The following is a 26,924-nucleotide window of genomic DNA, read 5'->3' as shown; positions in this document are numbered from 1 at the left end:
GGTTTCGTCACCCACTTGTCGCGAAATACTCATTTTTTATAATTATGCCCTCAAACGTTTCCGCAGATCCCCGCAAAGATGCCTTGCAACAATGGCTGGCTGTCATTGCAAATACCCATCACATTCAAATCTCAAGCCTGCGCACGGCATCCAGCGATGCCAGTTTCAGGCGTTATTTCCGTGTCGATACCAACCAGGCTCCCCTTATCATCATGGATGCTCCACCACAGCACGAAAACTGCACGCCCTTTATTGATATCGCTGGCAAACTGGCCAAAGCGGGACTGAATGTACCGGCTATCCTTGAAAAAGATCTGGAAAACGGCTGGCTGCTACTCACTGACCTTGGCAACGACACCTATTACCAGCGCATTCAGCAAGGAATTGATGACGCCACCCTGCAATCCCTGTACCGTGATGCCCTTCAGGCCCTGGTACAAATGCAGCAGGCCAGTGTCCAGGGATTACCCGCCTATGATGCGCAACGTTTGCGCGATGAGCTTGAGCTGTTTACCGAATGGTACGTTCATCAACATTGCCAAAGCCAGTTAAGCGATGATGAAAAAAACGCACTTGAAAAAACCTTCAGCCTGCTGGTGGCCCACAATGCCAAACAGCCCTGCGTATTCGTGCATCGCGACTACCATTCCCCCAACCTGCTGGTGTGTGACCAGGACATGTATGGGCCCAACCCCGGCATCATCGATTTCCAGGATGCGGTCAACGGCCCCATTTCCTATGACCTGGCTTCTTTGGTCATGGATGCCCGCACCACCTGGGAGGAGCCCCAGCAACTGGACTGGGCTATTCGTTACTGGCAAATGGCACGGGATGCAAAACTGGCGGTCCCCGATGACTTCGCCAATTTTCACACCGATTACGAGTTCATGGGATTACAGCGGAATTTACGCATCCTGGGTGTATTTGCGCGACTTTCCATTCGTGATGGCAAAGATCATTACCTGCAGCACATGCCCCGTGTCAACGCCTATGTGCGCCAGGTTGCCAACCGCTATCTTGTTTTCAAACCCCTGTTAAGACTGCTGGATCGTCTGGACAACATCGAACACAAAGTGGGGTATACGTTTTGATTCAGGCCATGATTCTGGCTGCCGGCCGTGGCGAACGCATGCGCCCGCTCACCGATACCTTGCCCAAACCACTGCTGTGCGCAGGTGGAAAACCCCTTATTGTGTGGCACATAGAACGTCTGGCCAGTGCCGGAATAAGCAATATTGTCATCAACCATGCCTGGCTGGGTCACAAAATAGAAGAGACCTTGGGCAATGGCCACCAATTTGGCGTTACCATTAAATACTCGGCCGAATCCCCCAAAGGCCTGGAAACCGCAGGCGGCATTGCCAATGCACTGCCCCTGCTGGGCGAACAGCCTTTTCTGGTCATCAATGGCGATATCTGGTGTGACTGGAACCCCACGCAAGCCGTTACAATTACTGACCATTTGCAGCATGCATCAACACAAGCATGGCTGCTCATGGTGGATAATCCCCCTCACCACCCCGAAGGGGATTTCCATCTGGATCGTCAAGGGTTCCTGCACAACAAAACCGCAGAGACCATTAATCACACTTTTGCCGGCATTGGTGTATATCATCCCTCCTTTTTCAGAGGCGTCAACCCAAAACAGTCGCAGCCACTGGCCCCCCTGCTGCGTTTGGCCATGCAAAGCCGTCTCGTGGCAGGCAGCCTTCATACCGGACAATGGATTGATGTTGGCACCCCTGAAAGGCTGACACTGCTTGACCAGCAGTTACAATATGACAGCAATGCCCTTGCCTCCTCCGTTCAACCCCGATGAAATCACTTCATTTCGTAACCAAAGGATAGTTCAGTAATGTTTGGATCTTCAAAAAGAGCCGTTTTCAAACCCTCCGTTTATGAAAGCAGTAGCAGCCGTCGCGGCAAGCGCATGCCTCGCTGGCTCGTGATCCTGTTTACTGGTGTCATCATGGGCGCAGGCGGATTCTGGTTTTTGCAAACCAACTATGGTCCCAAACGTCTTAGCGTTGAGGAATCCAACAGCCTGACCAATGAGATCAGCATGCTGACCCAGGAAAAACAACGTCTTCAGGCCGAACTGGAAAAAACCACCCTGGATCTTGACGCCCTGAAAAAAAGCAATTCCGCCCAAGGCAACACCCTGAAAAGCAGCCAGGAACGTATCCAGCAGCTAACGGCCGATCTGGAACTTATCAAAAAAGCCATTCCTGCCGACCCAAGTGGCAACCCGCTGGGCATCCGTGCCGCCGAATTTGATGGTTCGATGGGTAAACTTGATTACAAACTGCTCATCATGAAAAGCGATGATGCCCAACCTGATTACAAAGCTCAACTTGAGTTTATTGTAGAAGGCAGATACCGTAATGGCAAAACCGGCTATGCCGAAATACCTCCTACCGATATCAACATCACCAATTTCCAGCAAGTCGGCGGAAGCCTGACATTGCCCCCCACCCTGACCCCAAGAAAAGTCACGATTCGGGTTCGCAGTATCGACGACCAGAAAACCCAGGCCAACCGCACTTTCAATATACGGTAATCCCTATCAGCCCTGCCTTTTACAGGCGGGGCTGATTTTCAGTCGTCATTCAATTTCAATTCATTTCCAACACTTGCCTAATGACACACACTTTGGCAAGATGTGAATACTATGGAAAAACAGCTTATTAAAATTCTCGTTGTGGATGACGACCCGGCACTCAGGCAGCTGCTGGCCGAGTACCTTAACCGTCACGGTTACGATACGCTACTGGCCCCGGATGCCACAGACCTGCCTCAGCGCATTACCAAATTCTCACCCGACCTTATCGTGCTTGACCGCATGTTACCCGGTGGAGACGGCCTGGAAGCCTGTCGCAAGCTACGCAGCCAAAATGAAGACATTCCCATTATTTTGCTGACTGCCCGCGATGAAACCGCTGATCGCATTATCGGTCTTGAGTCAGGGGCGGACGACTATCTGGGCAAACCTTTTGACCCGCGAGAATTGCTGGCCCGCATAGAAACCGTCTTGCGCCGTAAAAAAGGTCCTTCGGCACTGGTCAAGGAAACCCCCATCAGTTTTGGCCCCTTCACCTTTGACCCGGCACGTCGCCAACTGTTCAAGGGTGAAACTGTCGTTAAGCTTACTGGCGGTGAAATCAACCTGCTCGAGGCCATGGTCAAAAATCCGGGCAAACCCCTGTCCCGCGAACGTCTGCTGGCGCTGGCCCGCGATGACGATGAAGGAGAACGCAACGACCGTGCCATCGACATTGCCATTCTGCGCCTGCGCCGGGCAATCGAAGACGATCCCAAAGACCCGCGTTGGATACAAACCGTATGGGGAATCGGCTACCGGTTTTCCCCTGATGCATGAAAAAATTCAAGCTGTGGCCCCGCTCCCTGCGCCTGCAAATGATCCTCATGATGCTGGGCACAATCATTCTGGTCCAGGTTGGCAGCCTATCGGTTGGCAATTACCTTAGGGAACGTTATATGGAAGACGTGGTGGTTAATTACCTGACCACCACCATTCGCACCTTAAGGGCGGCCGTCGCCCAGATACCGGCAGAAAACAGGGCCAGCTTTATTGAAGAAGCCTCACAAAAAAAATGGCGTTTATGGTCGCGTCAGCTTCCCAAAGACACCCGTTTTTCACAACCTCTGCGCAGGGGTGCTGAAAACGCCCCGCGTCACGAAAAAATGGCGGAATACCCAACGGGTGACCTGCGCAACAACCTGCAGGACATTATCAATCACCTGAACCGTGCCCTGAATGACGGCACCCGGGTGGGACTGTCCCGTGGTGAAGAGCCACGCATGTACATTTCCCTTTTGCCACAGCTTAACGAGTTTGACAATACCGTGATACGGGAATGGCTGGTAATTCCGCTTGACCGGATAGAACCACCCAATATGCAGGCCATCATGATGGCCTGGCTAAGCATTAACCTGTTACTGATTGCCATGGCGGCCGGTTTTGCCTGGCATATCACCCGCCCGCTTACCCGCCTGAGCAGAGCGGCAGACCAACTTGCCCAAGGGCGCCCCGAAAGGGTAACGCCAGCAGGCCCCACCGAAACCCGTTCGCTGGGTGAACGCTTCAACGCCATGCTGGATGCCCTTGAGGAATCCAAGCTGGTCCAGCAAACCCTGCTGGCAGGTCTGCCACACGACCTCAAAAGTCCGCTGGCCCGCATGTGGCTCAGGCTGGAAATGACCGATGACCAGGCGTTAAAAGAAGGCATGCGCAACGACGTGCAAGATATGCAGCGCATGATCGATCAATTCATTGGCTATGTCCGCGGTTCAGACCCAGGCACCTACACCTTCACCAAACTGGAGCTCAATGCCTGGATCGATGAACGGGTTTCATCCTGGGAAGGTGCTGGCAGCCCCGTTTTCCTGAAATCCATGCCCACACACAAAATTTATATCCATGCCGATGGCCTGGCATTGGGGCGGCTTTTGGACAATCTGATTAGCAACGCCCTGAAGCACGGCCAGCCACCGGTTGAAGTCCATGTGCACGCTGACAGGAAAAAAGTGGTGATCTCTGTCTGTGATCATGGTGAAGGTATTCCGCTTGAACGTCGTACCGAAGCCCTGCGCGCATTCTCCCGACTCGACTCCGCACGCACCAAAACCGGTAGTGTGGGCCTGGGGCTGGCACTGGCCGACACCATTGCCAAAGCACATCATGGCTCTCTGGAGCTGGGTAGCGGTGAGTCGGGTGGCTTGCGTGTGGACATCACGCTGCCCCTGGCCGAAAGCTAACGCAGTTTATCGAAAATATCCCCGTAGACCCAGCTAAAATACACCAGCATGACGGGCAAGACAAAAGCCATGCACCCCACCAGCAAACGCATCGTAGTCACCGAATCGATACTGTCCCACAGGCTTAATTCATCATAAACCAGAAACGGAAAATAACTGTAAGCAAAACCGGCCACCACCAATACAATGACCAATAACAACAAAATAAAGGGCAAGCGCCCCAGCCAGTCATTCTTATGCGCATGCCTGAGCAAAATTTCAATCATGACAAACAGACTTAACATCAACAGCCAGCCAGGCAAAACAATACCCAAGGTATCAAACAGCGCCCACTTATAAAAAATACCCGTATTGCTAAATCCAAGCGCAGCCATTAAAGCAAACAAACCCGTTGCACCCAGTCTTGTCGTACGACGTGCCCATTTAATCGCCATTTCCTGCAGGGAGCCTTGTGAAGCACTTACACGCATCACCAGCCAAAGTGCCCCCAACAGGGCATACAGGGCGACAACACTCAGGGCAATGAACAAGACAAACAATTCGTAACCAGGCTCATCCTGGAAATTAACCGCGAATTTCCCCAAGACCCAGCCCTGCCCCAACACCATAGACAAAGAACCGGTAAAAAACAGGGTGGTCCAGCAACGACGCAGCCAACCGGCAGACCTCAGTCGAAACTCATAAGCAATATTACGCAGCAATACCCCAAGGGCAATCGCAATCATGGGCCAATACAGAACTCCAAAAATAAAAGCCCAGGCCTTGGGAAAAACAGCCATGAAAAAAACAACTCCCAACAACAACCAAAACTCATTGACATTGCGCCATGGTCCCAGCAGGCCCACCATACGGTCACGATGCTCACCGGCAAATGGCAACAACAAGGCGACCCCCAGATCAAAACCATCCAGGATGGCACCCATCAGTACCAGCAAGAAAAATGCCGCCATGCAGGCCAATGGCATCCAGAACACCGGATCATAAATACTCAAACCCAACAAGTTTGCCAGTTCCGTCATGCCGCTGCTCCTACAGTTTTACGCACCGGCACCACCCCATAGCGGGCTGCCTGGTAAAACATTTGTATAAAACTGGCCACAATCACCAGATAGACCACCAGATACATCACCGAAGACAGCACCAGTGCCTGGGTACCAATGGGCCGAAACACTTCCTGCAGGGCAATTTCTCCCTGCACAATGAACGGCAAGTTTCGAACATAAGACAAGAGCGTCATTAGCAAAACCAGCAACCACCCCGAAAATGTCATGCCTGAACACCATTTTTGCAAAAACACCGGTGTTTTACCTATTTCCCTTTTTTTGCCCAACAGGTAATAGCATGAAACAGCCAATACTGACATCATCATACCCAGCAATAGAATGACACCCCACCACACACTTCGCCAGCCATCGGTGGAGAAAGCCACGAACAAGGTATCCTGGGCAAAAAAACCGGGAACAATGAAAACGACAAAACCATACAAGGCCATGACCAGACCAATCCGGAAACTCAGGTTTTCAGCCCGGCTCAACGGCCGTTGCCGTGCCTGCCATGCACTGACTCCCATCATCATGAACCCCATGGACAGGCTGGAGCCGGCAAAAACCAGCAGCAGGCGCCAGACAATTTCATGATGAAACACAATCGCCATCCAATCGTACACAACAATATTGCTCTCTGTCTTGATGGTTCCCTGCGGCGCGTTCATCCATGACTGCAAAGCCAGTACCAGGTAAACAATCGCGGTTACACTCAACGCCGACATAAAGACCGAGGCCGTATGCCACCCCTCTTTCATTTTTCCCTGACGGTAAAGCATGCCATTAAGGAAAATCAATTTACAGGCAAAAGCCAGCAAAACAGCCAAGCAGGCCAATGGCCCGGCCACTCCTGCAATTTTCATCAGCAATGCCGGCCATAAAGTGCCTACCTGTATCATCAGGGACACGATCACGGCCATGCTAACCATCATGGCAAGGGCAAAGACCCTGACCCAATACCGATAAACGCCAATCCAGGCTTCCTGCCCTGTCCGGCGCCAGGCCAGCTTCAGAAAAAGCAGCATCCAGCCCGATGTAAGCAACACGGACACAAATATTGACAAAAACCCTAACGAGCCAAAAAACTGCCATTCGGCGAGCAAAAGCGGGGAAATTTCAAGCATAAGCAACAATTCGCAAACTATTTTGTTTAACTATGATTATTCACCGTGAGTCTAACTCCTGAACGTGGCAGAATGTATGCTATTTCATGATTTATTGATAAATTTCTGTATGACTGATTTCTCAACTGATGTACCCGTTTCCAATTTTTTGCGAACCATTATTGAAAATGACCTGAGTGCAGGACGCTACCAATCCAAAAAATGGGCAGGTGTACCCGGCCCTGCATCGGTACAGGCCAATGCACCCAAAGACAGCGCCAGAATCCGTACCCGCTTTCCGCCCGAGCCCAATGGCTATCTGCACATCGGCCACGCCAAAAGTATCTTCCTTAATTTCGGATTGGCCCGGGATTACGGTGGCATTTGCCACTTGCGCTTTGATGACACCAACCCCGAAAAAGAAGAACAGGAATATGTTGATGCCATCAAGGACACCGTCCAATGGCTGGGCTTTTCCTGGCGCAACAACGACCAGGAAAACCTGTATTTCGCCAGTGACTATTTTGATTACATGTATGACTTCGCCCAAGCCCTTATCATGGGTGGGTATGCTTATGTAGACATGCAAAGCCCCGATGAAATGCGGGCCAACCGCGGTACGCTCACTTCGCCAGGCACCAATTCGCCCTGGCGTGATCGCCCCGCTGAAGAATCACTGCAGCTGTTTATTGAAATGCGTGAAGGCAAGCACCCCAATGGCAGTATGGCGCTACGGGCAAAAGTGGACATGGCCTCACCCAATATCAATATGCGTGACCCGGTTATTTACCGCATTCGCCATGCCGAGCACCACCGCACCGGCAATCAGTGGCCCATTTACCCCATGTACACCTTTGCCCATCCCATTGAAGACGCGCTGGAAACCATTACCCACAGCATTTGCACTCTGGAATTTGAAGACCAGCGCCCCTTTTACGACTGGGTCCTTGAAAAACTGGTTTTCCTGGGCAAATTGAATGAGCCCCTGCCCAAACAGTATGAGTTTGCCCGCCTTAACCTTAACCATGTGGTCACCAGCAAACGCAAGCTGCTGCAACTGGTCAAGGAAAACCATGTCAATGGCTGGGATGACCCGCGCCTGCCCACACTGGCTGGATTGCGCCGTCGAGGCTACACCCCCGAATCCCTGCGTTTGTTCTGTGAGCGCATCGGCGTTTCAAAATCAGACTCACGCATTGATTACAGCATTCTTGAACAATCCCTTCGCGACACCCTTGACCCTATCGCAGACCGTGCCGTGGCAGTGCTTGACCCCCTCAAACTGGTTATTACCAATTACCCTGAAAACCAGCAGGAAGACTGCAGCGCCCCAAAAAATCCGCATAATCCGGACCAGGGCCGTCGCACTTTCCCGTTTACCCGTGAACTCTGGATCGAGCGCGATGATTTCAGGGAAGAGCCTCCGAAAAAATATTTCCGCCTGTTCCCCGGTAACCAGGTACGTCTGAAATACGGTTATGTCGTGCGCTGTACCGGTTGTATCAAAGACGAACAGGGTAATATTACCGAGGTGCATGCCGAATACCTGCCCGACACCAAAAGCGGTACACCGGGTGCAGACAGCGTCAAGGTCAAGGGCAATATCACCTGGGTTAGTGCCAAATATGCCCAATCGGCCACATTCCGCATTTACGACCGTCTGTTTACCGATGCCCATCCCGATGGCCAGGACAAAGACTTCCTGGCATGCATCAACCCCAACTCCATGCAAACCGTTCAGGGCTGGCTGGAGCCGGGCATCCAAACCACCCCCGGTGCACGTTGGCAGTTTGAGCGCCTGGGCTACTTTACCGTAGACCCGGAATCTGGTGAGGTACCGGTTATCAACCGCAGTGTAACTCTGCGTGACTCATGGATTTAACTTTTTTCAGAAACAGGCATTACTGTGACAAGCAAAGCCAATACAACTAACGCACTCATCTTTAAAAGTGCCTCCCTGTTTGCATTACGCATTGTGCTCAATAGCAGCGATCTTGCTGCCCTTAAGGAAGCCATTACCCGTAAAATGACGGAAGCCGGCAGCCTGTTCAAGGATGAGGCTGTTGTGCTTGATGCAACCCGGATTAATGAAGCGCCAGACTGGTCTGCGCTGCTCAGTCACCTGCAGGCCAACCACCTGCCGGTGATTGGCGTCATGGCCGAAGGAAGTATTCTGGACAGCGCGCGTCAAGCCGGCCTGGTGCCAGTTACCCTTTCCACGCCGTCCAATGCAGAGCGTGTGCCTCACGAGCCACCTGCTGCCCCCATACCACAGCCAAAACCCGAAAAACCGGAAGCCAAACCGGTCGAGACACCACAGCTTGAACCCTCCTTGGTCATCAAACGTCAGCTTCGCTCAGGCCAGCGTATTTATGCCCGTAACAGTGACCTGATCGTTATTGGTGCGGTTGGCCGGGGTGCCGAAATCATCGCTGATGGCAACATCCACGTGTACGGTCCCCTGCGGGGCAAGGCCATTGCCGGTGCCAGAGGTAATACCCAAGCCCGTATTTTTACCACTCACCTGGATGCCGAGCTGCTGGCCATTGCAGGTATTTACCGCCTCATTGACGCAGATTTTAACCAGAACCTCATCAAGCAGGCGGTTATCGTGGAACTGGAAAATGAATCGCTCACGTTCATTGCCAACAATGAGCATAATTAACAATGGGCTTTTTTTAATTTTTTTTACAGTTTAACAGGGTCATTATGCAGTAAGATAATGACCATTTAAAGATTACAGGAATATCTTTTCATGGCACGTATTATTGTCGTTACATCAGGTAAGGGCGGTGTGGGCAAAACCACCACCAGCGCCAGCTTTTCTGCAGGATTGGCCATGCGTGGCCACAAAACCGTTGTGATCGATTTTGACGTCGGTCTGCGCAACCTGGACCTTATCATGGGTTGCGAACGCCGCGTTGTTTATGACTTCGTCAACGTGATCCAGGAAGAAGCTACCCTTAATCAGGCCCTCATCAAGGATAAACAACTTGAAAACCTGTTTATCCTTCCCGCATCACAAACCCGTGACAAAGACGCGCTTACCAAAGAAGGCGTTGGCAAAGTACTTGAAGACCTGAAAAAAATGGGCTTTGAATACATTGTGTGCGACTCTCCGGCCGGTATTGAAACCGGCGCTTTAATGTCTGCCTATTTTGCCGATGATGCACTGGTTGTAACCAACCCCGAAGTTTCATCCGTTCGGGACTCCGACCGTATCCTGGGTATTCTGTCCTCCAAGTCCAAACGCGCCGAGGAGTCAAAAGAACCCGTCAAGGAGTTCCTGGTACTGACCCGCTACAACCCCAAACGTGTCGAAGAGGGCGAAATGCTTTCCCTGCAAGACATTGAGGATATCCTGCGCATCAAGCTGATTGGCGTTGTGCCTGAATCCGAAGCGGTCCTTCAGGCATCCAACGCGGGTATGCCCGCCATTCACCTGAAAGACACCGACGTCGCCGAAGCCTACCAGGATATCGTCGCCCGTTATCTGGGCGAGGAAAAACCCCTGCGATTTACCGAATACGAAAAACCGGGCTTGTTGAAACGGCTCTTCGGGGGGAGATAATATGTCATTCCTCAAGTTTTTTCTGGGAGAAAAAAAGTCTTCGGCCAGTGTAGCCAAAGACCGGTTGCAAATCATCCTTGCGCGTGAACGCAGTCCGGGCAGCACCGAGCCCGACTTCCTTCCCGCATTGCAAAAAGAGCTCATTGAGGTCATTTCCAAATACATCAAAATCAACGCTGATGACATCAAGGTTCATCTTGATCGCAAAGATACCCTTGAAGTACTTGAAGTTAAGATTGAAATGCCCCAGGAAGATAAAAACAAAAAAACAGAGTAATAAACGGCATGACCGCTTCCACGCAGGAGCATCGTACTCGTTCCCACGCTCCGCGTGGGAACGCAAGCCCAAGCCAGAGCCAGGAAACATACCCGCTACCACGCAGGAGCGTGGGAGCGAGAGGCACTCCGCTTGGGATCGCCCACAAACCGTTATTTCTTCTGGGTATCAATTTTTTTATCAATTCTTAACATTTTTGATAAATCAACAACATTATTCAAAACAAATTTCCATAAAAAACCCGAACATTGATCAATGTTCGGGTTTCTGATTTGAAACAGGCAAGTCAAAACTGACCTGTTCTGTTCATCGGGCACTTATGGACGTTTATTTACCAACCTGGTTACCAATAACACCACCAACGGCAGCACCACCAACAGTACCCCAGCCGCTGCCACCCGTTAACACGGCACCTGCCACACCACCAATGGCTGCGCCACCAATTGTGCTTTTATCACGTGTGCTCATGTTGCCACAACCGGTTAATGCAGCGGCCACAACGGCAACCAACATTACCTTGCTTACGTTTTGTACCTTCATTTTAAACTCCTTCAGGCATTGGCCAGAGATTCAACAATTAAAACATTATCCTGTTACTGACAGGTTCTCAAAATACCACTCATTTGGCTATATATTTACGATTTAAATTGTATCAATAATTCAAATATACAGGCTTTCTGACATCCACTGAAACTTACTTCAAGGCTTTGTAGCGAATCCGTTTGGGTTTGGCACCTTCTTCACCCAAACGACGTTTTTTATCGGCCTCATACTCCTGATAGTTGCCATCAAAAAACACGACTTGTGAATCCCCTTCAAACGCCAGAATATGAGTGGCAATACGATCCAGGAACCAACGGTCATGACTGATCACCATGATACTGCCGGCAAATTCCAGTAAAGCATCCTCCAGGGCACGCAACGTTTCCACGTCAAGATCGTTGGAGGGCTCGTCAAGCAACAGAACATTGCCACCTTTAATCAGCGTGGCCGCCAGATGCAAACGTCCGCGTTCACCACCCGACAGTTGTCCAACCATTTTGTTCTGGTCTGAGCCCTTGAAATTGAAACGTCCCAGATAGGCACGGGCCGGCATTTCAAATTTTCCAACCGTTAGCAAGTCGGCACCATTGGAGATAAAGTCGAATACGTTTTTATCATTGCTCAGGGCTTCGCGCGACTGATCCACAAAAGAAATATTGGCAGTCTGGCCAATCTTGACCTCTCCGGAGTCGGGCTGCTCCTGCCCGGCAATCATGCGGAACAGGGTGGATTTACCGGCCCCGTTAGGACCAATGATACCCACAATGGCACCGGGCGGCACTTTAAAGCTCAGGTCATCAATCAGCAATCGATCACCAAATGCCTTACTGACATTTACAAATTCAATCACCTCGTTGCCCAAACGCTCTGCCACGGGAATAAAGATTTCCTGGGTTTCATTGCGTTTCTGGTATTCATGCGACGACAATTCCTCGAAACGGGCCAGACGTGCCTTGGATTTTGCCTGACGTCCCTTGGGATTCTGACGTACCCATTCCAGTTCTTTTTTAATGGTTTTCTGACGAGCGGACTCGGCGGCTTCTTCCTGCTGCAGGCGATTGCCTTTTTGTTCCAGCCAGGAGCTGTAGTTGCCTTTCCACGGAATGCCATGACCACGGTCAAGCTCCAGAATCCATTCCGCAGCGTTATCCAGAAAATAACGGTCGTGGGTAACGGCCACAACGGTGCCGGGGAATTTCTGCAGGAACTGTTCCAGCCACTCCACACTTTCCGCATCCAGATGGTTGGTCGGCTCATCAAGCAAAAGCATATCGGGCTTGGACAGCAACAGGCGACACAACGCAACACGGCGTTTTTCACCGCCTGACAAATGGCCAACCATGGCATCCCAGGCAGGTAAACGCAACGCATCGGCCGCGATCTCCATCTGATGCTCGATATCATCGGCACCACTGGTTGCCGCTGCCGCGATAATCGCTTCCAGCTCGGCCTGTTCAGCTGCCAGTTTGTCAAAGTCGGCATCAGGCTCGGCATATTCAGCATACACCTCATCAAGGCGTTTACGGGCGGTAAACACCTCGCCCAGGCCTTCTTCCACCGACTCACGCACGGTGTGCCCGGGATTCAGCTGGGGTTCTTGCGGCAAATAGCCAATATTCAGCCCAGGCATGGGAATGGCTTCGCCTTCGATATCCTTATCAACACCGGCCATGATTTTAAGCAGGGTTGATTTGCCAGAGCCGTTCAGGCCAAGGACGCCAATTTTTGCGCCCGGAAAAAAAGACAGGGAAATATCACGCAAAATCTGCCGCTTGGGGGGCACGATTTTACCGACTCGGTTCATGGTATATACGTATTGGGCCATTTTTATATGTGTAAATATGAAAAGGACTCATTGTAGCCATTTCCTGCCGTATTGTCCGTTTGTGGAATTGGGCAGGCACTCGGGCACACATTAAAAATCCAGTACAATCAAACGATTGACTCTACGCTTACCCTATAGTGATAAACATGCTTACCTTTACTGAACACGAACTGGAACTCCTTGGAAAAACTGCCGATGCCCTTAGTGCCTATATGGGCAAGCCGGTTCTGGCCGAAGTGGATACCTCTGAAGACGGCTTTGAATGGGTGATGTTCGGCATTCCACTGGACATCAACGATGAAGCCGGGGATGAAGAGATCGTTCACATCCAGATGGGTGGCCCATCCGCACGCTTGCTGGGCAATGCCGGTGGCCTTGATGATGGACAAAAAGAGGTTTATGCCTGTGAGTTTCTGTGGGGCATCCAGCTAACCGACCAGGACAACATCCGTTTTATTCGTATTGACTATACGGGCGAAGAAGTGCAATGGACTGAAACACTGGAAGAAATGCTGCCGTTTGCGATTAACGATGAAGCCTTATCCAATGATGAAGAGATTTGGGATGATGAGGATGGTGATGATGACGAACCCGACATCACACCTCCACCCCCAACCCTGCACTAATGCTGTTTTTTATCGCGCAGATAAAGCAATAAACCCACGGGATACATGGATGCCACCAACAGGGTTGGCATCAACCCGCGCAATTGAGCCAGTCCGGGCAGCTTAACGCCCCTTGCCCGCAAATGCAGACGAAAACGGGTATAACGTGCGGCAGCCATTAAAAAAGACACTGGCTGGAACCTGAACCATGGCAGGCATTCCACTACGGTATCCCGTGCCAGCAACAATAAGCCCAACGCATGTTTTCTTCCTGTTTGCGCTCCTTCTTCGGACAAGGACCCTTCGGTTTCATGATAAACCCGAAACACCTGATTTACGAAACGCGTTAAATATCCTTCTCGGGCAATGGCACGCCAAACAAGGCTTTCCGGTACAAACCCATCTATATTCTCGGGGAATGGAAAGTACTTCAGCACTTCCGTTTGCATACAGCCAAATTTTTCACCTTTGACCGAATGCCGGAAAGTCATATCCATGGACGTCATATCCATGACATCTTCGGGATATTTATCGCCAACGATACTGCCATCAGGACGGGCACACAGACCGGTTACGGCGATATAGCCTTCACGCTGCTCGGCAGGAATGGAGCGCCAGCAGGCCCACATCTGGTTAAGGGCATCCGGGGTCAGCGTATCATCGCTATCAAGGACAACCAGCAAGCGCCCCCAGGCATTATTCACACCATTATTGAAGGCCGTTTTTTTGTGCTGGTTTCTTTGCCAGACATAACGAATGGGAAAGGGAGAGTCCTCTTGCCATTTCTCTATCAACTCACGGGTGTTGTCGGTAGAGCCGTCATCAATAATGAGCCACTCAAAATCGCTGAATTGCTGATTGCACAACGACTCATAAGCGCGCAACAAGGTATGTGCACGGTTATAAGTCGGAGTCAATACAGTAAAAGAAAACTGATTATCTGTCATGGCTGAAAGTAAATAACGATTTTGCTTTATTAATGGCCGCTGAACCCACAAACAACATGGTTAGTTTGCCATGTTAATAATGCTTAACATGTAGTGAATCGTAAAATGCGTAATTGACATTAAAAGCCAGAGCTTTACATGAAAAAGGCCGCTGTCTGGGACAACGGCCTTAAATTTTTGCCATACGGGCAAAGCACGGTTAATGCCATGACGGCATTAAACACGTTTCACTTTTTCCAGCATTTTGAACACGCCTTTTGGTGAGCTAACAAACAAACGTTTGAAAGCTTTACCCAAGCAACGGCGCTCAAGAGTATTGCGACGTACGCGCTTGATTTCAGCCATGAGATTCTCCAGATAATAAATTGGTTAGCCCGTTAGTGTACTTGAAATATGCCTGCTTATCAATCGATAGCCCATCATGCAGAAATTAAATAAATCTCCATGCATTCTCACGCAGCCCCACTTGTTTACTCAGGGACCACCCTCATTTTCATGGCCAGCTCAAACGCCACCCGCAAAGAAGATTCGTCGGCAACCCCCTGCCCGGCAATGTCAAAAGCAGTGCCATGGTCAACGCTGGTGCGGATGAAAGGCAAGCCAACAGTTACGTTAACGCCATTATCCACGCCCAGGTATTTCACGGGTATCAAGCCCTGGTCATGGTATTGGGCCACGACAATATCAAACTCTCCCTTGCGGGCGCGCATGAATATGGTGTCGCCGGGATAAGGGCCGCTGACGTTCACGCCCTGTTCACGCATATACTCAATGGCGGGGGCAATAATATTGACATCTTCCAGCCCAAAACGCCCTTCTTCACCGGCATGCGGGTTTAAACCTGCCACGGCAACACGCGGATGCTCAATGCCCAGCTGGCGACAGGCCTGGTGTGCCAGCCGAATGGCCGTGCATTCATTTTCATACGTAACCTGTTGCGGCACCGCCGACAACGGGATATGAATCGTCACCAGCAACACCCGCAATTCGTCGTTTAACAGCATCATGCCCACCTGCCCCGCACCCGAACGTTGCGCCAGGATTTCAGTATGGCCGGGATGATCCACCCCCGCCATTTTCAAAGAAACCTTGTGCAAGGGTGCGGTCACAATGGCGACAATTTGCCCCGCCATGGCATCATCAATAGCCTGGCAAAGATAGGCATAAGCCCCCTGCCCGGCTTCTTTGCTAACCTGCCCCAGAGGCAGGCTGGCCGGAATGGGCGGTGCGCAGTTAATGACAGGAATAACAACAGCATCCGATGTGGCTGGCGTTGCAACATGTCCCGTCAGACTTTCCTGAAGATAATTATTCATGCTGGCAAATTCCCGGATATGCACCTGCGGCAGTGCCAGAAAACCCGCCGCCCTGGCCAGACTGCCCGTATCACCATACACCACCGCCGGTGCCGGCAAGCCGTTTGCAAACAGTTTCACAACCAGTTCGGGGCCAATGCCGGCCGCATCCCCCATGGTAATGCCCAGCGGCAAAGCCGCCTGTTGTAATGATTCGCCTGACATACTCCGCCCTTCCAATAAACAAGATTGCCAGTATTACATATTAATAAGATTTCCGTCTTCCAAGTTTAACAGTTCAGCCCTGCCATTCAGGCACAAATTCACACCTATTAATGGCAGGGTTTCATGGCTTTGGTGGCAAAGCCGTCATATAATGAATCTGGATGTTTGAACAGTATTCCCCTTTCCCCTTATTTTTTTCCACCCGTCCAAAAGCCTTCAAGCATAACGGTATCCATACACATGAGCTCTCAAATCAAGATCGTCGGCGCCCGACAAAACAACCTTAAAAACCTCGATGTCACTTTCAACACCGGTGAGTTCACGGTCATTACCGGGGTGTCCGGGTCCGGCAAAAGCTCCCTGGCGTTTGATACCCTTTATGCCGAAGGCCAACGCAAGTATGTGGAAACCTTTTCCCCTTACGCGCGCCAGTTCCTGGACCGCATGGACAAGCCCCAGGTGGAACGCATCGAAGGCATTTTGCCCGCCATTGCGATTGACCAGACCAATCCGGTCCGCAATTCGCGCAGCTCGGTAGGCACCATGACCGAGTTGAACGACCATCTGAAACTGCTGTATGCCCGTGCCGCCCGCCTGTACTGCCGCTGTTGCGCGCGTGAAGTCAAAAAAGACAATCCGGAAAGCATCTACCAATCACTGGCCAGCCTGTCCGCCACTGCTGATCCCCGTTTGATTATTACCTTCCCGGTGATTGTGCCCCTTAATTACTCCGAAGAAGAAATCAAAAGCTATCTTGAGCAACAGGGCTACACGCGAATTCATGTCGAGGAAACCCGCACGGTCACCCGCCTGGTGAAAGACAAGAAAAAGAAAGAAAAGCCGGTTTCTGAAACCCAGCGCGTACTGTATGTGGTGCAAGACCGGCTGCGCTTTTCAAATGCGGAAAAATCCCGCGTGATGGAGGCGCTTGAGGCCTGTCTGAAATATGGCAACGGACACTGTTCGGTTTACGTGCTTGACACTGAAAACACCCCCCTGCATACCTGGAAATTCAGTGACCAGCTGCATTGCGCCCACTGCGATATCAGCTACTCCGCCCCCTTGCCCAGCACGTTTTCATTCAACTCCCCCCTGGGAGCCTGCGAAACCTGCAGGGGCTTTGGCCGGGCCATGGGGATTGATTTTGGCCTGGTGATTCCCGATGAAAGCAAGTCCCTGGAAGAAGGTGCTGTCAAACCCTGGCAAACGCCCAGCTACAAAGAATGCCAAACCGAAATGATGCAATATGCAAAAAAAATTGGCATCCGCACGGCAACTCCCTGGAACAGTCTCAACCAGGCCGAAAAAAACTGGGTCCTGTATGGCGACCCCGAATGGAAGGGCGGCGCCTCGGCCTGGAAACACCAGTGGTACGGGGTGCAACGGTTTTTTGACTGGCTGGAAACCAAGTCCTACAAAATGCACGTGCGCGTGCTGCTGTCCAAGTACCGCAGCTACACGCCCTGCCCGGCCTGCCATGGCTCACGCCTGAAACCCGATGCCAACCTGTGGCGCCTGGGCAATACCCGCCAGAACGACCCGATTACTGGCAATTACAAACGCTTCAAGCCAGTAGGAGCCACCTGGCGCGAAGCACAACTGAACCAGCTGGGCGGCCTGGCCATTCATGACCTGATGCAGCTACCTATCGAACGGGTACATGCCCTGTTCCAGCAACTGGAGCTGGGGACAGACAACGATGCCGCGATGACCCTGGTACTGACCGAAATCCGCACGCGCCTGAAATTCCTGTGCGATGTCGGGCTGGGTTATTTAAGCCTGGACCGTCAAAGCCGCACCCTGTCGGGTGGCGAAGTACAGCGCATCAACCTGACCACGGCCCTGGGTACTTCGCTGGTGAATACGCTGTTTGTGCTGGATGAACCCTCCATTGGCCTGCATCCGCGTGACATGCACCGCATTATCGAGGTCATGCTGCGCCTGCGCGATGCCGGCAATACCCTGGTGGTGGTTGAACACGACCCGCAAGTGATGGTGGCGGCCGACCGGATTCTGGATATTGGCCCGGGCCCGGGCGAACGGGGCGGTGAAATCATTTTTGACGGTACTCCCGGGCAATTGCGCTCGGCCTCTTCGCTGACCGGCCAATACCTGGGCGGCAAACTGAAAGTGGAGTCACCCCGTCCCATGCCGGTCAGTGGCAATACGCCCCGGCTGATTCTTGAAGGCGTGACAGCCAATAACCTCAAGCACTGCGATGTGTCATTTCCACTGGGCCGACTGGTCTGCATTACCGGAGTATCCGGTTCCGGTAAATCCACCCTGATCCAGGATGTGCTGCATCCGGCCCTGCTCAAGCATTTTGGCAAACCCACCGAAGCCCCCGGGCCGTTTACCCGCCTGCTGGGTGCCGAACAGCTGGCCGATGTGGTCATGGTAGACCAGTCTCCCATTGGCAAAACCGCCCGCTCCAACCCGGCCAGTTATGTGGGCGCTTTTGATGCCATCCGCAAGCTGTTTGCCCAGGCCGTGGTCTCCCGCGAGCGTGGTTACACGGCAGGCACGTTCAGTTTCAATAGCGGTGACGGACGCTGCCCCACCTGCGGCGGCACCGGTTTCGAGCATGTGGAAATGCAGTTCCTGTCCGACGTTTATCTGCGCTGCCCCGATTGCGATGGCAAACGTTTCAGGCCTGAAATACTGGAAGTCAAGGTTGAGCACCTGGGACGCCAGGCTTCCATTGATGAAGTGCTGGCCATGACCGTGCACGAGGCCCTGGAATTTTTTAAGGGCTTGCGAGATGTACAAACCAGCCTGATGCCGCTGTCGGATGTGGGGCTGGAATACCTGGCACTGGGTCAGCCGGTACCCACCCTTTCGGGCGGCGAAGCCCAGCGTCTGAAGCTGGCCGGACACCTGGCCACGGCGGCCCGCAGCGGCATTTCCAGCGCCAAGGTGGCCAAAAAAGGCAGCCTGTTCCTGTTTGACGAACCCACCACCGGGCTGCATTTTGATGATGTGGCCCGCCTGATGCGCGCCTTCCGCAAGCTGCTGGCTGCCGGCCATTCCCTGTTGATTATTGAACATAATCTGGATGTGATCAGGGCGGCCGACTGGATCATTGATCTGGGTCCCGAAGGGGGTGAAGCCGGTGGCCAGATTGTGGCCCGGGGCTCTCCCGCCGAGATCATGCAACATGCCAGCTCCCATACCGGCCATGCCCTGCGCGAGTATGAACAAAACATACTCAGCACGGTGCCAGGCAAGCTGAACGAGGCCTCTCCGTCCTATTTGGGAACCGCCCTGCGCCAGCCAGCCGGCCGCAACGTTGTCAGGCCCGATCACATCGACATCATGAATGCCCGCGAACACAACCTCAAAGGCATCAATGTCCATATCCCTCACAATACCTTTACCGTCATTACGGGCGTATCGGGTTCGGGCAAATCCACCCTGGCCTTTGATATCCTGTTCAACGAAGGCCAGCGCCGTTACCTTGAATCGCTTAATGCCTATGCCCGTGCCGTGGTGCAACCGGCCGGCAAGCCCGATGTGGACGCCATTTACGGCATTCCACCCACTGTGGCGATTGAACAGCGCACCAGCCGGGGCGGACGCAAGTCCACCGTGGGCACCATGACTGAAACCCACCATTTCCTGCGCCTGCTGTATGTCAAGCTGGGTACCCAGTTCTGCCCCGACTGCCAGGTACCGGTCGAACCGCAAACTCCCGAACAGATTTTTGCCCGTATCCTGCAGGCCCACAAAGGCCAGCACATCGGCATTCTGGCCCCCCTGGTCACGGCACGCAAAGGCTATTACACCGACCTGGCCAAATGGGCACAAGCCAAAGGCTACACCCATTTGCGGGTGGATGGCGACTTCATTCCCGTGCAACCCTGGCCACGGCTGGATCGCTATAAGGAACACACCATCGAACTGCCGATTGCCGATTTCATCGTGGACGCCAACAATGAAAGCGAACTGAAAGCGGCCCTGCACAAAGCACTCGAGCATGGCCAGGGCAGCATGAGCATTATCTGGGAACTGGACAGGGACAATCCCCTCCAAACCAGCCATCTGAACCAGCAGCAGTTCTCGATCAAACGTGCCTGCCCATGCTGTGGCACCAGCTTTCCCGAACCCGATCCACGCCTGTTCTCTTTCAACTCAAAACATGGCTGGTGTCCCGATTGCTTTGGTACCGGCCTGAAAATCACCGGTTTTGATGCCGAACAAACCGGTGAGGAAAGCAGCTGGGTCAACACCAGTCAAGAGGAGGAAGCAGCCTTGCAGGACTGCCCTTCCTGCCATGGCCTGCGCCTGAACCGCAATGCCCGTGCCGTGCAATGGCAGAACAAGGCCATCACCGACCTGACCACCCTGCCGGTATCAGAAGCCCTGGCCTTCTTCAACAATTTAAGCTTGAATAAACGGGAAACGGATATTTCAAGAGATATCCTGTCTGAAATCAGAAACCGCCTGGCCTTCATGGAAGAAGTAGGACTGGGCTATCTGGGTCTGGACCGTGCCGCTCCCACCCTGTCCGGTGGCGAGGCCCAGCGCATCCGGCTGGCAGCCCAGCTGGGTTCCAACCTGCAGGGCGTGTGCTATATCCTGGACGAACCCACCATTGGCCTGCACCCGCGCGACAACCGCATCCTGCTCAATGCCCTGTCCCGTCTTGAAGGCAATGGCAATACCCTGGTGGTGGTTGAACACGATGAAGACACTATTCGCCGCGCCAGCCATATCATTGATATCGGTCCCGGTGCCGGCGTACGGGGCGGCACCGTGGTTGTCCAGGGCAGCTACCAGGACATTGCCAACAACCCGGCTTCATTAACCGGCCAATACCTGGCCCACCCCATTGCGCACCCCATGCAGGCACGCCGTCCAGTCAACGAAGACAACGCTTTCCTTACCGTTAAAAATGCCCGTCTGCATAACCTGAAGAACGTCACGGCAGCCGTTCCGCTAAACCGGTTGACGGTGATTACCGGAGTATCCGGTTCTGGCAAGTCCACCCTGGCCCGGGATGTCCTGCTGGACAACCTGAAAACCTTCATTGGCACCAAAAACGAACCACAATGGAGGGGCTGTGAACAAATTGAAGGCTGGGAATCACTGGATCGGGTACTGGAAGTGGACCAGACCCCGATTGGCAAAACACCCCGCTCCTGCCCTGCCACCTATGTGGGTTTCTGGGACGACGTGCGCAAACAGTTTGCCGAAACCCGGGATGCCAAAATCCGCGGCTGGAACGCCTCGCGCTTCTCCTTCAATACAGGTGAAGGTCGCTGCCCGATTTGTGAAGGCCAGGGCATGCGCACCATTGAAATGAGCTTTCTGCCTGATGTCAAAGTACACTGCGAAGCCTGCAACGGCAACCGCTTCAATAGCGACACCCTGGGCATACGCCTGCGTGATAAAACCGTGGGCGACGTGCTGCGCATGGAAGTCGATGATGCACTGCCCTATTTTGCCGCCCATCCCAAGGTGTTCCGCAGCCTGCAATTGCTGCAGGACGTTGGCCTGGGCTACCTGACCCTGGGACAGCCTTCACCCACCCTGTCGGGTGGAGAGGCACAGCGCATCAAGCTGGTAACCGAATTGGTCAAGGCACGCATGGACGAAGGCGTCATTAAAACCGGCCGTGCCTCAAGTCGCCCGCATACCCTGTATGTGCTGGACGAGCCCACGGTAGGACTGTCCATGGCCGATGTGGAAAAGCTGATCCACGTTTTACACCGTCTGGTAGAGGCCGGCAATACCGTGGTCGTGATTGAGCACAACCTGGATATCATGGCCGAAGCCGACTGGATTGTGGATATGGGCCCTGAAGGGGGTACCGAAGGAGGTGAAGTGGTGGCTACCGGTACCCCTGAAGACTTGATGGCAACCCGGCACAACTCCCATACCGGTCAGGTGTTGTTTGATTTTATGGGTAGTTGCATAAAGCAACGGGAGGCTCACACCTAGTAACGGGACTTTTTCAACAATCGCGCAATACCTGCATTGGCCACCGCCATGCCCATTGTTGCCGTCACGGTGACACAGGAGCCATAGCCGGCACAGGACAAGCCCTGCAAGGCAGCCCCCTGCGGTTCGGCATCAGTACGCCCTGCCAGCCATAAATCGGGCAAAATGGCAGGCTGGTCAAACCAGAAACAATCCACATTCATTTTGGGAACGCGCTTCAGGGCCTTGCCATTATGGTCAGAACCCTTCGCAAAACCGTGCTGCTTGCGCAGGATATTACGCAGGCGGGCCAGCAAGGCATCATTGCGGGCCTGTGACAAATCACCGGCCCGCAAACTTAAAGGATCGGTTTTTCCACCCGCTCCACCACACATGACCAGAGGGATCTTACGCTGGCGACAGGCAAGCACCATGGCGACCTTGGCCGACACCTGGTCGGTGCAGTCAATAAAAACATCGGGACGCCTGCCATCCAGCAATTCATCAATATTGGTGGCATCCACAAAATCATCAAACGGATATACCTGACATTCAGGATTAATGCCTGCCACCCGCTCTGCCATCGCCTGTACCTTGGCCATGCCCATGGTTTGGCTTAAGGCATGAATCTGCCGGTTGACATTGGACTCGGCCACATGATCCAGGTCAGCCAGCATAAGCTGGCCAATACCGGAACGGGCCAACGCCTCGACCACCCAGGATCCGACACCACCGATACCAGCCACCATAACATGAGCACTGGCAAAGGTCTGCGTTGCTTTTTCACCATATAGCCGGCGCAAGCCCCCAAAACGACGCTCATTATTACTTTCCTGCATACTCATTTGTGTCTCTTTTGTCCTATACTGAAGTCAGGCTATTTTAACTTACATTTTTAAATCGAATTCAAAGTGAAGACTCCTCTTCCTACTGCCTTGCACAAAGCTATTGAACATATCCAGAAATTCCGCCTGTGGACCGATGAAGAACGCGAACTGTCCATGTTGCAAACGCTTGCCGAACATCCGTCCCCCGAAGAAATCTGGGTGTTTGGTTACGGTTCCTTAATCTGGCGCCCCGAATTCAACTTTCAGGAAGATCGCCTGGCCACGCTGCAGGGCTATCACCGCTCCCTCTGCCTGTGGTCCAGTGTCAACCGGGGTACCCCCGAGCAGCCGGGCCTGGTTTTCGGTCTTGATGTGGGTGGCACCTGCCAGGGCAAGGTTTACAAACTGCATGATGACAATATCCATGAACAGTTCCGTCTGCTCTGGAAACGCGAAATGCCCTCTGGTGCCTACATTCCCAAATGGATCAGGTGTGAAACCATGATGGGCCCCATTACTGCGCTTGCCTTCGTCATGGACATCAACAGCCATGCCTACGTGCAAGGGCTTACCCGGGAAGAAACGGTTGATATCGTGCTTAATGCCACCGGCTCTTGTGGCCCCTGCCCCGAATACGTGCTGGAAACCGCCAATGCACTGGCCCAGGCAAGCATCAAAGATGAAAACCTGTTTGAACTGGCCGAACTTATTAAGCAACGCATTGCCAAACCGTAAGCACGGTGACTGCCATGCTGTAAACTAACCCTTTTACGTATCCATTTCACTGCCATGTCTATTGCCGATTTGCGCCAAAAGTACGAAAGAAACGTTTTACTCGAATCCCAGCTGGCCTCCGACCCCATAACCCAGTTTTCAAACTGGTTTGAAGAGGCGCGCCAGGGGGAAATCCTCGAGCCCAATGCCATGATCGTTTCCACGGTTTCGGCAGAAGGCAAGCCATCTTCCCGCACCGTCCTGTTAAAGGGTTTTGACCAAGAGGGCCTGGTGTTTTTCACCAGCTACGAATCCCGCAAAGGCAAAGACTTAAGCGGCAACCCCAATATCAGTGCCCTTTTCTGCTGGCTTCCCCTTCAAAGGCAGGTCCATATCAACGGTCATGTCGTCAAGCTGTCCGAAGAGGCATCCACCGAGTATTTCAACAGCCGTCCGGAAGATTCACGCATTGGCGCCTGGGCCTCCATTCAAAGCCAGCCCATTACCCGTGCCGAACTCGAGGCCCGGGAACTGCATTTCAAGGAAAAGTTCGGCAGTGATATTCCCAAGCCTCCCTACTGGGGCGGGTACCTGATTGTTCCTGAAACCATCGAATTCTGGCAAGGCCGGCCTTCACGCCTGCACGATCGCATCAAATACAGCAAAGGCAATGATGGAAACTGGACGTTCACACGCCTGTCACCCTGAAGTACCGTTTTTTTCTGATTCACAAGGTTTACCCATGAGCTTACGCGCTCCCGATTTTGATTCTCCCGCATTTAGAACGGCATTGGGCCGCTTTGCCACCGGTGTTACCATCGTCACCACCACGCATCCCGAAACGGGCAATCCTGTCGGATTAACCGTCAGCTCTTTCAACTCGGTATCGCTCAATCCACCCCTGGTATTGTGGAGTCTTACCCAGGACTCTTCCAATCTCAGGGCATTTGAGCAAACCGAACGCTATATCATTCACGTTTTGGCTGCCGATCAGCTTGAACTGGCCCGCCGCTTTTCCAAAGGCACAGCCCAAGAACGTTTTGCCGATGCCAATTACACGCTTAATGAATACGGGCTGCCCAAACTGGCCAACGAAAGCTGCGCGGCCTGGTTTGAATGCTACAGCCGCAACCGTTACCACGAAGGCGATCACATGATCCTGATTGGTGAAGTAGAGCGCTGCGGTCATACTCATAGCCTGCCCCTGGTTTACCATGCCGGCAGTTTCGACCTGACCCCACAAGCCATTCTCAACAAGGAATGACCATGAGTGTAGATATCGAGTGTATTGTGATTGGTGCCGGCGTGGTCGGTCTTGCCGCGGCCCGTAAACTGGCCATGGCCGGCAAGGAAGTATTGCTGGTTGAGGCCGAGGAAGCCATTGGCATGGGCATCAGCTCGCGCAACTCGGAAGTGATCCATGCCGGCATTTATTATCCCACCAACAGTCTGAAAGCCCGCTTATGCGTACAGGGCAAAGAAATGCTGTACCGCTATTGCGAAGAACGCGGTATTGCCCACCAACGTATTGGCAAGCTGCTGGTGGCCACCTCCAGCGAGCAGCTGCACCAACTGGACAAAATACAGGCCCAGGCAAAAGCGAATCAGGTGAATGACCTTCAAAGACTGAACCGGCAGGAAGTCCTGGCCCTGGAGCCCGGCCTGCACTGCGAGGCAGCCCTGCTCTCGCCTTCCACCGGAATTATAGACAGCCACGGCCTGATGCTGGCCCTGCAGGGCGACCTTGAAAATCAGGGTGGACAATGTGTTTTCCATACACCACTGGAAAGTGTGATCATAGAAGATGACGGCACATTCAACTGTACCTTTGGCGGTGCCGAGGCCATGAGCCTGCGATGCAGCATTCTGGTGAATGCGGCCGGCCTGCACGCCCCCCGCCTGGCACACCAGTTCAAGGGATTGAACCCGGCATCTATCCCCCCCGAGTACTACTGCAAAGGCAATTACTTTACCTTAAGCGGCAAGGCGCCTTTTTCCCATCTCATTTACCCCATGCCCAACGAATCCGGCCTGGGCGTCCACTTAACACTGGATTTGGGTGGACAGGCCAAATTTGGCCCTGATACCGAGTGGGTCACTGAAGAAGACTATATCGTCAATCCCGCCCGGGCCCAACAATTCTATGCAGCCGTACGCAGCTACTGGCCCGAACTGGCCGATGGCAGCCTTGAGCCCGGTTATGCCGGCATCCGCCCGAAAATTGTTTCGCGCGATGAAGCCGCTGCCGATTTCATGATCTCGTCCCCCGCCCAACACGGGATTGCCAATCTGGTTAACCTGTTTGGCATCGAATCACCCGGCCTGACTTCCTGCCTGGCATTGGCCGATGAAGTCTGGCAAGCACTTAACCCAACATCCCATTAACATGCAAAAAGATTACATCCTTACCGTTTCCTGTCCTGACCGTACCGGCATTGTCCATGCCATTTCCGGCCTCCTGCTTGAATTGAATGGCAATATTCTGGATTCGCAGCAATTTGGCGATGTAGAGACCCGCCAGTTTTTCCTGCGCGTTCATTTTTCCCTGCAAACCGCACAGGACATTGAAAGCCTTAAGCAAAAATTCGCACCACTGGGTAAACAGTTCAACATGAACTGGCAGCTGTATAACGCCCATCAAAAATCCCGTGTCCTGATCATGGTCAGCAAACAGGGACATTGCCTGAATGACCTGCTGTTCCGCGCGCATCACGGTTCTTTGCCGGTGGATATCGTTGGCATTGGTTCCAACCACCGGGATTACGAATCCCTGGCGGCCTCTTACGGCATCCCCTTCCATTACCTGCCCATTACGCCCGAGACCAAATCCGAGCAAGAACGGCAAATCATCCAGCTGGTGGAAGACCTGAACGTGGACCTGGTGGTTCTGGCCCGTTACATGCAGATCCTGTCCAACGATTTGTGCCAGGCCCTGCAGGGTCGTGCCATCAATATTCACCACAGCTTCCTGCCCAGCTTCAAAGGTGCACGCCCTTATCACCAGGCCCATGCCCGCGGCGTAAAAATCATTGGTGCCACCGCCCATTATGTGACAGCCGACCTTGATGAAGGTCCGATTATCGAACAGGATATCCAGTACGTGGATCACACCATGACCGCCGAGGACCTGACCCAGGTGGGCAGTGACACGGAATCGCTGGTCTTGTCACGGGCAGTGAAACTCCATGTTGAACACCGCATTTTACTAAACGGCCACAAAACCGTTATTTTCAAATAAAACCTTACCC

The 26,924-nt window shown here is 52.9% G+C and carries 25 protein-coding genes; 17 read left to right on the top strand and 8 right to left on the bottom strand.

Going from position 1 to position 26,924, the window contains the following annotated elements:
* Positions 1-44: 44 nt before the first annotated feature.
* The 5 genes from HCX92_RS05035 (at position 45) to HCX92_RS05015 (ending at position 4,779) form a co-directional block, all read left to right on the top strand.
* Positions 45-1,091 carry an aminoglycoside phosphotransferase family protein gene (locus tag HCX92_RS05035; RefSeq protein WP_169293835.1) on the top strand — a complete coding sequence of 349 codons (1,047 nt, stop codon included), beginning with the start codon at positions 45-47 and terminating at the stop codon, positions 1,089-1,091.
* On the top strand, positions 1,091-1,819 hold the full coding sequence (gene murU, locus HCX92_RS05030) for an N-acetylmuramate alpha-1-phosphate uridylyltransferase MurU (protein WP_169293962.1): 729 nt from the start codon (positions 1,091-1,093) through the stop codon (positions 1,817-1,819). Before HCX92_RS05035 ends, murU begins: the two co-directional genes overlap by 1 nt.
* A 36-nt stretch (positions 1,820-1,855) precedes the next feature.
* Positions 1,856-2,560 carry a DUF6776 family protein gene (locus HCX92_RS05025; protein WP_169293834.1) on the top strand — a complete coding sequence of 235 codons (705 nt, stop codon included), beginning with the start codon at positions 1,856-1,858 and terminating at the stop codon, positions 2,558-2,560.
* A gap of 111 nt (positions 2,561-2,671) precedes the next feature.
* Positions 2,672-3,379 carry a response regulator gene (locus tag HCX92_RS05020; RefSeq protein ID WP_169293833.1) on the top strand — a complete coding sequence of 236 codons (708 nt, stop codon included), beginning with the start codon at positions 2,672-2,674 and terminating at the stop codon, positions 3,377-3,379.
* Positions 3,376-4,779, top strand: a complete 1,404-nt coding sequence (locus HCX92_RS05015) for an ATP-binding protein (protein WP_169293832.1) — start codon at positions 3,376-3,378, stop codon at positions 4,777-4,779. Before HCX92_RS05020 ends, HCX92_RS05015 begins: the two co-directional genes overlap by 4 nt.
* On the opposite strand, the gene HCX92_RS05010 is transcribed toward HCX92_RS05015, so the two are convergent.
* Both HCX92_RS05010 and HCX92_RS05005 read right to left on the bottom strand, forming a co-directional pair.
* On the bottom strand, positions 4,776-5,798 hold the full coding sequence (locus tag HCX92_RS05010) for a cytochrome d ubiquinol oxidase subunit II (protein WP_169293831.1): 1,023 nt from the start codon (positions 5,796-5,798) through the stop codon (positions 4,776-4,778). The genes HCX92_RS05015 and HCX92_RS05010 overlap by 4 nt on opposite strands.
* Positions 5,795-6,946, bottom strand: a complete 1,152-nt coding sequence (locus HCX92_RS05005; protein ID WP_169293830.1) for a cytochrome ubiquinol oxidase subunit I — start codon at positions 6,944-6,946, stop codon at positions 5,795-5,797. The genes HCX92_RS05010 and HCX92_RS05005 overlap by 4 nt, the downstream gene beginning before the upstream one ends.
* A 109-nt stretch (positions 6,947-7,055) precedes the next feature.
* Between HCX92_RS05005 and HCX92_RS05000 the strand changes: the two genes are divergently transcribed.
* From HCX92_RS05000 to minE, 5 genes are all read left to right on the top strand, one after another.
* Complete coding sequence (locus HCX92_RS05000; RefSeq protein ID WP_169293829.1) at positions 7,056-8,807, top strand: glutamine--tRNA ligase/YqeY domain fusion protein; 1,752 nt, start codon at positions 7,056-7,058, stop codon at positions 8,805-8,807.
* Entirely contained in the window at positions 8,791-8,835 is a 45-nt protein-coding gene (locus tag HCX92_RS15030) for a CRISPR-associated DxTHG motif protein (RefSeq protein ID WP_353851140.1), read from the top strand. Before HCX92_RS05000 ends, HCX92_RS15030 begins: the two co-directional genes overlap by 17 nt.
* Positions 8,832-9,590: a septum site-determining protein MinC gene (minC, locus tag HCX92_RS04995; protein WP_169293828.1), complete on the top strand. Its 759-nt coding sequence runs from the start codon at positions 8,832-8,834 to the stop codon at positions 9,588-9,590. Before HCX92_RS15030 ends, minC begins: the two co-directional genes overlap by 4 nt.
* A gap of 90 nt (positions 9,591-9,680) precedes the next feature.
* Positions 9,681-10,496 carry a septum site-determining protein MinD gene (gene minD / locus HCX92_RS04990; RefSeq protein ID WP_169293827.1) on the top strand — a complete coding sequence of 272 codons (816 nt, stop codon included), beginning with the start codon at positions 9,681-9,683 and terminating at the stop codon, positions 10,494-10,496.
* 1 nt (position 10,497) lies between these two features.
* A complete protein-coding gene (gene minE / locus HCX92_RS04985) occupies positions 10,498-10,773 on the top strand; it encodes a cell division topological specificity factor MinE (RefSeq protein WP_169293826.1) in 276 nt (91 codons plus the stop codon).
* Positions 10,774-11,100: 327 nt separating this feature from the next.
* Here minE and HCX92_RS04980 read toward each other — a convergent pair whose 3' ends face one another.
* The gene (locus HCX92_RS04980; protein ID WP_169293825.1) at positions 11,101-11,313 is read right to left on the bottom strand and encodes a glycine zipper 2TM domain-containing protein; all 213 of its coding nucleotides are present in this window, start codon (positions 11,311-11,313) and stop codon (positions 11,101-11,103) included.
* A 154-nt stretch (positions 11,314-11,467) separates the two neighbouring features.
* Complete coding sequence (ettA, locus tag HCX92_RS04975; RefSeq protein ID WP_169293824.1) at positions 11,468-13,141, bottom strand: energy-dependent translational throttle protein EttA; 1,674 nt, start codon at positions 13,139-13,141, stop codon at positions 11,468-11,470.
* A gap of 146 nt (positions 13,142-13,287) precedes the next feature.
* Here ettA and HCX92_RS04970 point away from each other — a divergent pair, with 146 nt between their 5' ends.
* A complete protein-coding gene (locus HCX92_RS04970; protein ID WP_169293823.1) occupies positions 13,288-13,767 on the top strand; it encodes a hypothetical protein in 480 nt (159 codons plus the stop codon).
* Here HCX92_RS04970 and HCX92_RS04965 read toward each other — a convergent pair.
* The 3 genes from HCX92_RS04965 to pdxA all read right to left on the bottom strand — a co-directional run bounded on the left by HCX92_RS04965 (position 13,764) and on the right by pdxA (position 16,213).
* Positions 13,764-14,693 carry a glycosyltransferase family 2 protein gene (locus HCX92_RS04965; RefSeq protein ID WP_169293822.1) on the bottom strand — a complete coding sequence of 310 codons (930 nt, stop codon included), beginning with the start codon at positions 14,691-14,693 and terminating at the stop codon, positions 13,764-13,766. The two genes, HCX92_RS04970 and HCX92_RS04965, sit on opposite strands and share 4 nt — an antisense overlap.
* A 216-nt stretch (positions 14,694-14,909) precedes the next feature.
* The gene (locus tag HCX92_RS14965) at positions 14,910-15,038 is read right to left on the bottom strand and encodes a hypothetical protein (protein ID WP_256368576.1); all 129 of its coding nucleotides are present in this window, start codon (positions 15,036-15,038) and stop codon (positions 14,910-14,912) included.
* Positions 15,039-15,163: 125 nt separating this feature from the next.
* Positions 15,164-16,213, bottom strand: a complete 1,050-nt coding sequence (gene pdxA / locus HCX92_RS04960) for a 4-hydroxythreonine-4-phosphate dehydrogenase PdxA (protein ID WP_248289999.1) — start codon at positions 16,211-16,213, stop codon at positions 15,164-15,166.
* A gap of 240 nt (positions 16,214-16,453) precedes the next feature.
* Between pdxA and uvrA the strand changes: the two genes are divergently transcribed.
* On the top strand, positions 16,454-22,156 hold the full coding sequence (gene uvrA, locus HCX92_RS04955; RefSeq protein ID WP_169293821.1) for an excinuclease ABC subunit UvrA: 5,703 nt from the start codon (positions 16,454-16,456) through the stop codon (positions 22,154-22,156).
* Here uvrA and HCX92_RS04950 read toward each other — a convergent pair.
* Positions 22,153-22,974, bottom strand: a complete 822-nt coding sequence (locus HCX92_RS04950) for a ThiF family adenylyltransferase (RefSeq protein WP_169293960.1) — start codon at positions 22,972-22,974, stop codon at positions 22,153-22,155. The two genes, uvrA and HCX92_RS04950, sit on opposite strands and share 4 nt — an antisense overlap.
* Before the next feature lie 162 nt (positions 22,975-23,136).
* Between HCX92_RS04950 and HCX92_RS04945 the strand changes: the two genes are divergently transcribed.
* Genes HCX92_RS04945 through purU form a run of 5 tightly spaced genes read left to right on the top strand, consistent with a single transcriptional unit; the run spans position 23,137 to position 26,914 of the window.
* Positions 23,137-23,697, top strand: a complete 561-nt coding sequence (locus HCX92_RS04945; protein ID WP_169293959.1) for a gamma-glutamylcyclotransferase — start codon at positions 23,137-23,139, stop codon at positions 23,695-23,697.
* A 54-nt stretch (positions 23,698-23,751) separates the two neighbouring features.
* The gene (gene pdxH, locus HCX92_RS04940) at positions 23,752-24,384 is read left to right on the top strand and encodes a pyridoxamine 5'-phosphate oxidase (protein WP_169293820.1); all 633 of its coding nucleotides are present in this window, start codon (positions 23,752-23,754) and stop codon (positions 24,382-24,384) included.
* Positions 24,385-24,418: 34 nt separating this feature from the next.
* Positions 24,419-24,940, top strand: a complete 522-nt coding sequence (locus tag HCX92_RS04935) for a flavin reductase family protein (protein WP_169293819.1) — start codon at positions 24,419-24,421, stop codon at positions 24,938-24,940.
* Positions 24,941-24,942: 2 nt separating this feature from the next.
* A complete protein-coding gene (locus tag HCX92_RS04930) occupies positions 24,943-26,061 on the top strand; it encodes an NAD(P)/FAD-dependent oxidoreductase (protein WP_169293818.1) in 1,119 nt (372 codons plus the stop codon).
* Position 26,062: 1 nt separating this feature from the next.
* Entirely contained in the window at positions 26,063-26,914 is an 852-nt protein-coding gene (gene purU, locus HCX92_RS04925; protein WP_169293817.1) for a formyltetrahydrofolate deformylase, read from the top strand.
* The last annotated feature ends 10 nt before the right edge of the window (positions 26,915-26,924 follow it).

Source organism: Advenella sp. EE-W14, from assembly GCF_012923605.1.
GTDB classification, from domain to species: domain Bacteria; phylum Pseudomonadota; class Gammaproteobacteria; order Burkholderiales; family Burkholderiaceae_B; genus Advenella; species Advenella alkanexedens.
Note: the sequence above shows the minus strand (reverse complement) of the source record. Positions and strands in the feature narration are given on the sequence as shown.

Bases quoted from the DNA above. Each gene is read 5' to 3' on its own strand.
- HCX92_RS04965 (WP_169293822.1), bottom strand. From the start codon at position 14,693: ATGACAGATAATCAGTTTTCTTTTACTGTATTGACTCCGACTTATAAC.
- HCX92_RS04980 (WP_169293825.1), bottom strand. From the start codon at position 11,313: ATGAAGGTACAAAACGTAAGCAAGGTAATGTTGGTTGCCGTTGTGGCC.
- HCX92_RS05010 (WP_169293831.1), bottom strand. From the start codon at position 5,798: ATGACGGAACTGGCAAACTTGTTGGGTTTGAGTATTTATGATCCGGTG.
- uvrA (WP_169293821.1), top strand. From the start codon at position 16,454: ATGAGCTCTCAAATCAAGATCGTCGGCGCCCGACAAAACAACCTTAAA.
- HCX92_RS05035 (WP_169293835.1), top strand. From the start codon at position 45: ATGCCCTCAAACGTTTCCGCAGATCCCCGCAAAGATGCCTTGCAACAA.
- HCX92_RS04970 (WP_169293823.1), top strand. From the start codon at position 13,288: ATGCTTACCTTTACTGAACACGAACTGGAACTCCTTGGAAAAACTGCC.
- HCX92_RS04950 (WP_169293960.1), bottom strand. From the start codon at position 22,974: ATGCAGGAAAGTAATAATGAGCGTCGTTTTGGGGGCTTGCGCCGGCTA.
- HCX92_RS05020 (WP_169293833.1), top strand. From the start codon at position 2,672: ATGGAAAAACAGCTTATTAAAATTCTCGTTGTGGATGACGACCCGGCA.
- HCX92_RS04935 (WP_169293819.1), top strand. From the start codon at position 24,419: ATGAGCTTACGCGCTCCCGATTTTGATTCTCCCGCATTTAGAACGGCA.
- HCX92_RS05005 (WP_169293830.1), bottom strand. From the start codon at position 6,946: ATGCTTGAAATTTCCCCGCTTTTGCTCGCCGAATGGCAGTTTTTTGGC.
- minD (WP_169293827.1), top strand. From the start codon at position 9,681: ATGGCACGTATTATTGTCGTTACATCAGGTAAGGGCGGTGTGGGCAAA.
- HCX92_RS14965 (WP_256368576.1), bottom strand. From the start codon at position 15,038: ATGGCTGAAATCAAGCGCGTACGTCGCAATACTCTTGAGCGCCGTTGC.
- HCX92_RS05015 (WP_169293832.1), top strand. From the start codon at position 3,376: ATGAAAAAATTCAAGCTGTGGCCCCGCTCCCTGCGCCTGCAAATGATC.
- HCX92_RS05000 (WP_169293829.1), top strand. From the start codon at position 7,056: ATGACTGATTTCTCAACTGATGTACCCGTTTCCAATTTTTTGCGAACC.
- purU (WP_169293817.1), top strand. From the start codon at position 26,063: ATGCAAAAAGATTACATCCTTACCGTTTCCTGTCCTGACCGTACCGGC.
- HCX92_RS04930 (WP_169293818.1), top strand. From the start codon at position 24,943: ATGAGTGTAGATATCGAGTGTATTGTGATTGGTGCCGGCGTGGTCGGT.
- pdxA (WP_248289999.1), bottom strand. From the start codon at position 16,213: ATGTCAGGCGAATCATTACAACAGGCGGCTTTGCCGCTGGGCATTACC.
- HCX92_RS04945 (WP_169293959.1), top strand. From the start codon at position 23,137: ATGTTGCAAACGCTTGCCGAACATCCGTCCCCCGAAGAAATCTGGGTG.
- HCX92_RS05025 (WP_169293834.1), top strand. From the start codon at position 1,856: ATGTTTGGATCTTCAAAAAGAGCCGTTTTCAAACCCTCCGTTTATGAA.
- ettA (WP_169293824.1), bottom strand. From the start codon at position 13,141: ATGGCCCAATACGTATATACCATGAACCGAGTCGGTAAAATCGTGCCC.
- pdxH (WP_169293820.1), top strand. From the start codon at position 23,752: ATGTCTATTGCCGATTTGCGCCAAAAGTACGAAAGAAACGTTTTACTC.
- minE (WP_169293826.1), top strand. From the start codon at position 10,498: ATGTCATTCCTCAAGTTTTTTCTGGGAGAAAAAAAGTCTTCGGCCAGT.